At 37.9% G+C, this 5905-nt stretch carries 5 protein-coding genes and 2 pseudogenes; 2 read left to right on the top strand and 5 right to left on the bottom strand.

Features of this window, described 5'->3' with window-relative positions; translation table 11 throughout:
• Positions 1–287: 287 nt before the first annotated feature.
• From BUC45_RS01175 to BUC45_RS11935, 3 genes and pseudogenes are all read right to left on the bottom strand, one after another.
• A complete protein-coding gene (locus tag BUC45_RS01175; protein ID WP_296969610.1) occupies positions 288–1043 on the bottom strand; it encodes an arginase family protein in 756 nt (251 codons plus the stop codon).
• Positions 1044–1233: 190 nt separating this feature from the next.
• Entirely contained in the window at positions 1234–2322 is a 1089-nt protein-coding gene (gene fbp, locus BUC45_RS01170) for a fructose-1,6-bisphosphate aldolase/phosphatase (RefSeq protein WP_296969608.1), read from the bottom strand.
• Between the two features lie 181 nt (positions 2323–2503).
• Positions 2504–2593, bottom strand: a pseudogene (locus BUC45_RS11935) (hypothetical protein); the annotation flags it as partial.
• A 129-nt stretch (positions 2594–2722) separates the two neighbouring features.
• Between BUC45_RS11935 and BUC45_RS01165 the strand changes: the two are divergent.
• Both BUC45_RS01165 and BUC45_RS01160 read left to right on the top strand, forming a co-directional pair.
• Entirely contained in the window at positions 2723–2938 is a 216-nt protein-coding gene (locus tag BUC45_RS01165) for a helix-turn-helix transcriptional regulator (protein ID WP_296969606.1), read from the top strand.
• Positions 2939–2957: 19 nt separating this feature from the next.
• Positions 2958–3707: a Fic family protein gene (locus BUC45_RS01160; protein ID WP_296969604.1), complete on the top strand. Its 750-nt coding sequence runs from the start codon at positions 2958–2960 to the stop codon at positions 3705–3707.
• 85 nt (positions 3708–3792) lie between these two features.
• Here the strand turns inward: BUC45_RS01160 and guaA are convergent, their stop codons facing one another.
• Together guaA and BUC45_RS01150 are read right to left on the bottom strand one after the other, a co-directional pair.
• Complete coding sequence (gene guaA / locus BUC45_RS01155; protein ID WP_296969603.1) at positions 3793–5328, bottom strand: glutamine-hydrolyzing GMP synthase; 1536 nt, start codon at positions 5326–5328, stop codon at positions 3793–3795.
• A gap of 171 nt (positions 5329–5499) precedes the next feature.
• A pseudogene (locus BUC45_RS01150) lies at positions 5500–5905 on the bottom strand (hypothetical protein); the annotation flags it as partial.

Here is a 5905-nt window from a genome sequence, read left to right as displayed (position 1 = left end):
GTTCAATAGGAAAAATTGCAATTGAGCGAAAAGAGCAGGCCGGAAAAGATGGCCTGCTCTTTTCTGGCTCAACTGCAATTCTTTCCTTATTTATTATATTACAATAAAATCTTTTTAGCAATGTCGCTTAAACTCAATACACTTATATATATATTTGATTATAAGCCATAGAATTGCCATATTTTCTGTATATTTTTTTTAAATTTTCTTGAATTATCTTCTTCTAACAACTACTCTTAGCATTATAAACCAATTTTAATAATTTATCCATATGGATTTAATTAAAATCAATGCAGTATTTTCTCCAGTATTTTTATATTAGCTCTTTGATTAAGCTGCATGCTATACCTATCCTCAATGCTAAACATAATTTCGTCAATAGGCAGCACCCATTCTCCGCAGACATCGACTCCGATTACTTTACCAGTTTTCTTTATATGCAAAAGCAATTCCAAAAGCTCGTCTAAATGCATCAAACCCTGCTCCCATCCGGTAGCAGCATCCTCTTTACAAAGTACATCCTTATCTATGCTTATATAAATAGGATCTTGGGATTTGGATAACTCATCCAAGACCTTTGGTATCATTAATTTTTGGGGGATATTGATAGGAAAGAAAGTCACATATTCATCTTGGAACTTAAATTTGTTTATAGCCGGATCTTTCGCATCTACTCCGACTACTATACATTTTTTAACCTTTTCCTCTTTAAGAGCTTGCATAGCCCAAGAACCGCAACTTATCATATCTGGAAATGTTTCATACATATCGGCATGATAGTCAATAAGCAATAGAATAGGTTTGACGGAAATATTGCTTATTAACGAAAATGAAAGATGATGAAAATCCCCAGACCCTAAAAAACATACACCTAAAGATAATTTTCGAAGTTTATTTGAAATCTCGTCAAGTATCTTTGACCAGCTGCAAAGTCTTAATCCTTTATAGTCTGTTAGGTCTATTATTTTATCAGCTTCTTTTAATAATTCTTTCTGATAATCTAAACTATTATCTGTTTTTATTATATTAATATCAAAATCCATATAATCACAACTTTTCGTTGCTATTTATTACAATTTAATTTTATCATAAAACTAGAATATATGTAAAAACCTATTCTAAAAGATGCTTTGGAATCATAGAAAATATAATAGAAAAAGCACGGAACGGTTTTTTGCTTTGCCTTTGAATAAGGTAAGCAGCGAACCAGTGCCGTGCTCATAATATTTTCTGTTATTCAAACCGATTTTTTAGCTTTTCCATCACCTGTGGCATTGTGGTGTACTCCATTTCATCAAGAGGTAATCTATGAGGTTCGAATGGCCCCATTTGCCTTATATAATCAGCCGCTTTAAGAGCTTTTTGTCTAGCCCTGTCAAAGGCTACATCAGCAAAAAGGTCCTGTGGCCCAATTAATCTTCCGTTGGCCAACTGAAATCCCATGGCAATTGCTCGGGGTGGCCCGTCGAAGCGCGTAGGAACTGCCTGCTTTTGAGACACAGGAATTAACGGACCATAGTGCGAACCTCGCATCCAGCCTGTTACAAGATGGGGATTTGCAAAGGGCTCCAATACTTCTCCCACAGCAGGCAATCCGCTCTGGCACCGCACTATAAGCACCGGATCATCTTTACCCACATAGCGGCCTGCCATTTGGTTCATTTTTTGTGTTGAAGATACTGCTGCTAATTCCTTATTTTTTGTATACACACTCTTTACAACATATCTGTTTGATGCACCTAAGAAAATTAATAAATCATAAAGCTCTTCCGGGCATGAAAAAGTTACTTTCTTATCTTCTACGAGGTCTAACACTTCAAAACAAAAACCCGAATGCATTTTAGGGTCTATTACAAGCCCGATGGTATTAAATGGATCTGCAAATATCTTATATAAAGGAAGATTCCAAGCTCCCGGCTCGGTTTTGTCCGCCATGAATATTATCACCGGCTCGCTGGGGCGCTCTTCAAATTCCATCTCTGCTATCCCAGGCCCCATGCCTTTTATATTGCCAGAGAATGCATCTGACAGGAGATCCTGGCCTGCGCCATACATTTTTAAACTCTTTGCCACTTCAGTGCAGCTAAGAAAAGTATTCCAAGCTAATTTGTGAACTTTTTCAGAATTTATGCCTTCTTTATGTGTGAGTATGAGATTTATATCGTCACCCACATTAGTAACAAAAAAATCTACTAATAATTCCTTTCCTTGCTGTTCTAATATTTCCTCTGCGTTTTTTAGCATATCAGGGTGAACGCTCCCATGTCCTACAAATCCACCCACATCGGCTTTAATAACTGAAAGAGTTATTTTCGAACCCATCCTTATACCTCCTGATATTTTTATTATGCTGTACTATTTTACTATAAATCGGCTAAATGTGCTATACTTAATATATATTCGATACATTATTTAATATTCCTTCTTTGAATTAAAGTCGTAATATATTTAATAGTTTGATATTTTTGGATAAAAATATTGTACAATACACTCGATAACCTTCTTATGACAAAGGTTTTATCATTTGATCTCTTGCCTTTTTGTAATCTTCCAGAGTAGGTTTTACACATGAAAACAAATCTTTTTCTGCATACCTATAATCGTACTAAATAAATTGCTTACCGGTAATGCACTTTTTAACGTTTCTCAATAAAATATAAATGTTAGTATTGATTTATTAAACAAATTCCTTTATAATGAGAATATCAAAAGGAGTGATTATATGTCAGTTTCTGAACAATTAAAAATCCTATGCGTTAAGCTCGATATTAGCGTCTCAGAACTTGCCCGATTATTAGGGAAAAGTCCGCAGGCCTTCAGCCAGAAAATGAAGCGAGAAAGTTTCACCGTTGACGAGTTGAAAAAAGTCGCAGAAGCTGCCGGATGCAAATATGAGGGTTCTTTTATAATGCCGTCTGGCGAGAGAGTCACATATTAAAGAAAGGTTGTGTTACTCGATGACGATATATGAAAAAATTGACCGCTACAAGATGGCCATTGATGAAATGCGTCCCTTTGAAGGTCACTTGTTAAATGAAATTAAAAACTACTACCGCATAGGCCTTACATGGTCAAGCAATGCTCTTGAAGGGAATACTCTCACTTTAAGTGAAACAAAGATCCTCCTGGAAGATGGACTAACTGTTGGCGGTAAGCCTCTTCGAGATACCTTTGAGGCTTTGGGACATGCAAAGGCATATGATTTCATGTTTACATTGCTTGGCAGCCGCCGAATTACTGAGGCTGATGCTCTTACAATGCACCGAATGTTTTATGCAGGAATTGATGCTAATGAAGCGGGAAAATACCGTAACCGCATGGTCTTCGTCACTGGCTCAAAATATGAAGTGTGTCAAGTAGAGCAGATAGGCGAGGAAATGGCCAAGTTATTCCAGTGGGCAGCCTCAGAGCGTAATAAATACCATCCAGTTCAATTTGCCGCCCAGCTGCATAAACGATTTGTGTTTATTCATCCTTTCATAGATGGGAATGGGAGAGTTGCCCGGTTGCTAATGAATACAGCGTTAATTCAAGACGGTTATATGCTGGCCATAATTCAACCAATCTTACGGCATGAATATATTAGCTTACTGGATCAGGCTCATGGTGATGACCAACCTTTTATGGATTTTATTGCTGAACGTGTTCTAGAGTCTGAAAAGGAGATTATGAGATTACTGCATATACCTTTCCCTAATCTGCCTTAAAATAAACGGTATGTTTCTGGTACGCTTTTCAAAGATAGAAAAGCCTGTAACCCGGTATTCATGTGGGTTACAGGCTTTTCATTTATTACTCCCACTCGATAGTGGAGGGAGGCTTTGGCGTTATATCGTAAACAACACGGTTGACACCTTCTACTTCACTGGTAATCCTGGTAGAAATACTATCCAATAAATCATGGGGAAGTCTTGCCCATTCACCTGTCATTCCATCCTCGCTTACGATAGCTCTTACGGCAATGGTATGTGTATATGTGCGTCTGTCCGCCGAAACTCCAACGCTTTGAATGTTTGGAAGAATGGCAAATGCCTGCCATAACTCTTTATAAAGTCCTGCCTTTTTAATTTCATCAGTTACAATAAAGTCAGCTTCTCTTAATATGCTGAGTTTATCCTCTGTAACTTCTCCAAGAACCCTCACAGCAAGGCCGGGGCCGGGGAATGGTTGGCGGTATACGAGTTCTTCAGGAAGGCCCAGCTCAAGGCCTATTTTCCTTACTTCATCCTTAAACAGTTCCCTCAGCGGCTCTATTAATTCAAACTCCAAGTCTTCAGGAAGCCCTCCCACATTGTGATGGCTTTTAACTGCCCCGCCTATGGGATTTACACTTTCAATTACATCAGGGTATACTGTGCCTTGAACCAAAAAATCAACTTTGCCAAGTTTAGCCGCCTCTTCTTCAAACACCCTAATAAATTCTTCACCAATTATTTTGCGCTTTTCTTCCGGATCTGTAACACCCTTTAGCTTACTTAAAAATCGCTCAGATTCATCTACTGCTATCAGGTTCATGTGAAATTTATCTTTAAAGGTTTTTATAACATTTGCAGCCTCATTCTTGCGAAGCAGACCATGATCCACAAAAATACACGTTAAATTATCTCCTATTGCCTTGTGCACTAAGAGAGCCGCAACCGATGAATCCACGCCTCCGCTTAAAGCACATATCGCCTTTTTATCTGCCAACTTATCTTTTATAAGCTTTATCTGCTCTTGTATAAAAGCCTTTGTTGACCAAGTTCCACTGCATCCTGCTATGCCAAATAAGAAATTATTTAGTATTTCACGGCCGCACTGTGTACGGCTTTCCTCTGGATGAAATTGCATGCCATAAAGGTTTTTACCGTTCCCTATCGCTGCAAAAGGAGTCTTTTGAGTATGAGCAAGTATTTCGAACCCCTCAGGTAGAGAAGCCGGTAAATCGCCACTGTCCATAAAAACTGTTATTTTTCTATTCAGACCCTGAAATAAACCTTTATCGATATCCACCAAAAGGTCTGCAAGACCAATTTCACGCTTGCTACCTGGTTTTATATCCTTGCCCAAACTCTTAACCATGAGCTGCATACCGTAACCTATGGCAAGAATGGGCACATCAGCATTAAATACTCTTTCATCGCAAGCCGGTGCATTATCATTGAAAATACTTGATGGGCCGCCTGATAAAATTATTGCTTTTGGCTGCCTTTTCAAAATCTCTTCCCATGGGGTTTTATAAGACAATAATTCACAGTAAACCTGAGCTTCTCTAACTCGCCGTGCTACCATCTGGGCATATTTACCGCCAAAATCAAGGATTACTACCGTTTCTCTTGTATTTTCCATATGTACCCCTCCTGAGGATTAATCGTATGTAGTATTTATTCTGTTGATAAAAGTTATTTATATGTAATTCTTTTGCTATTATATCACAGATTTTAACCTAAAAAAAAGCCGATGAGAAATCTCCCTCGACTTTTTAATAAGTATATAAGTAAGTATCTGACCACATTATTTTTATACCTTTGCTCGGTTTGTCTTTATGCTGTAACTTGCTACAAACCATCCCAAAAAAATTCCTATGATATAGCCAATTATTGTAAATATCCTGGGAACATTATTTGTGAAATATATAAAACTTCCTGCGCATCCGGTAACTATTACTCCAATGAGCATAGAAGTACACACTGCCACCCCAAACTTGAAAAATGTTTCTATTGTCTCAAACTCCAGAGTTTCGCCGCTTCTCTCCAGCTTATTGCGGTCAAATAATAGTTTTGCTGCAGCAAGCATTATTATTGCTGATATAAGGTGAAATGTAATTGGCACCTCTTTAATGTTGCTTAATATCCCCGGCATAGTATATGACCCAAAAATATTTAAAAACTCGTCAATTACAGCTATGCGATATCCCCACATCGCC

Origin of the sequence: Tepidanaerobacter sp. EBM-38, from assembly GCA_001896545.1 — a bacterium.
GTDB lineage: Bacteria > Bacillota > Thermosediminibacteria > Thermosediminibacterales > Tepidanaerobacteraceae > Tepidanaerobacter.
Note: the sequence above shows the minus strand (reverse complement) of the source record. Positions and strands in the feature narration are given on the sequence as shown.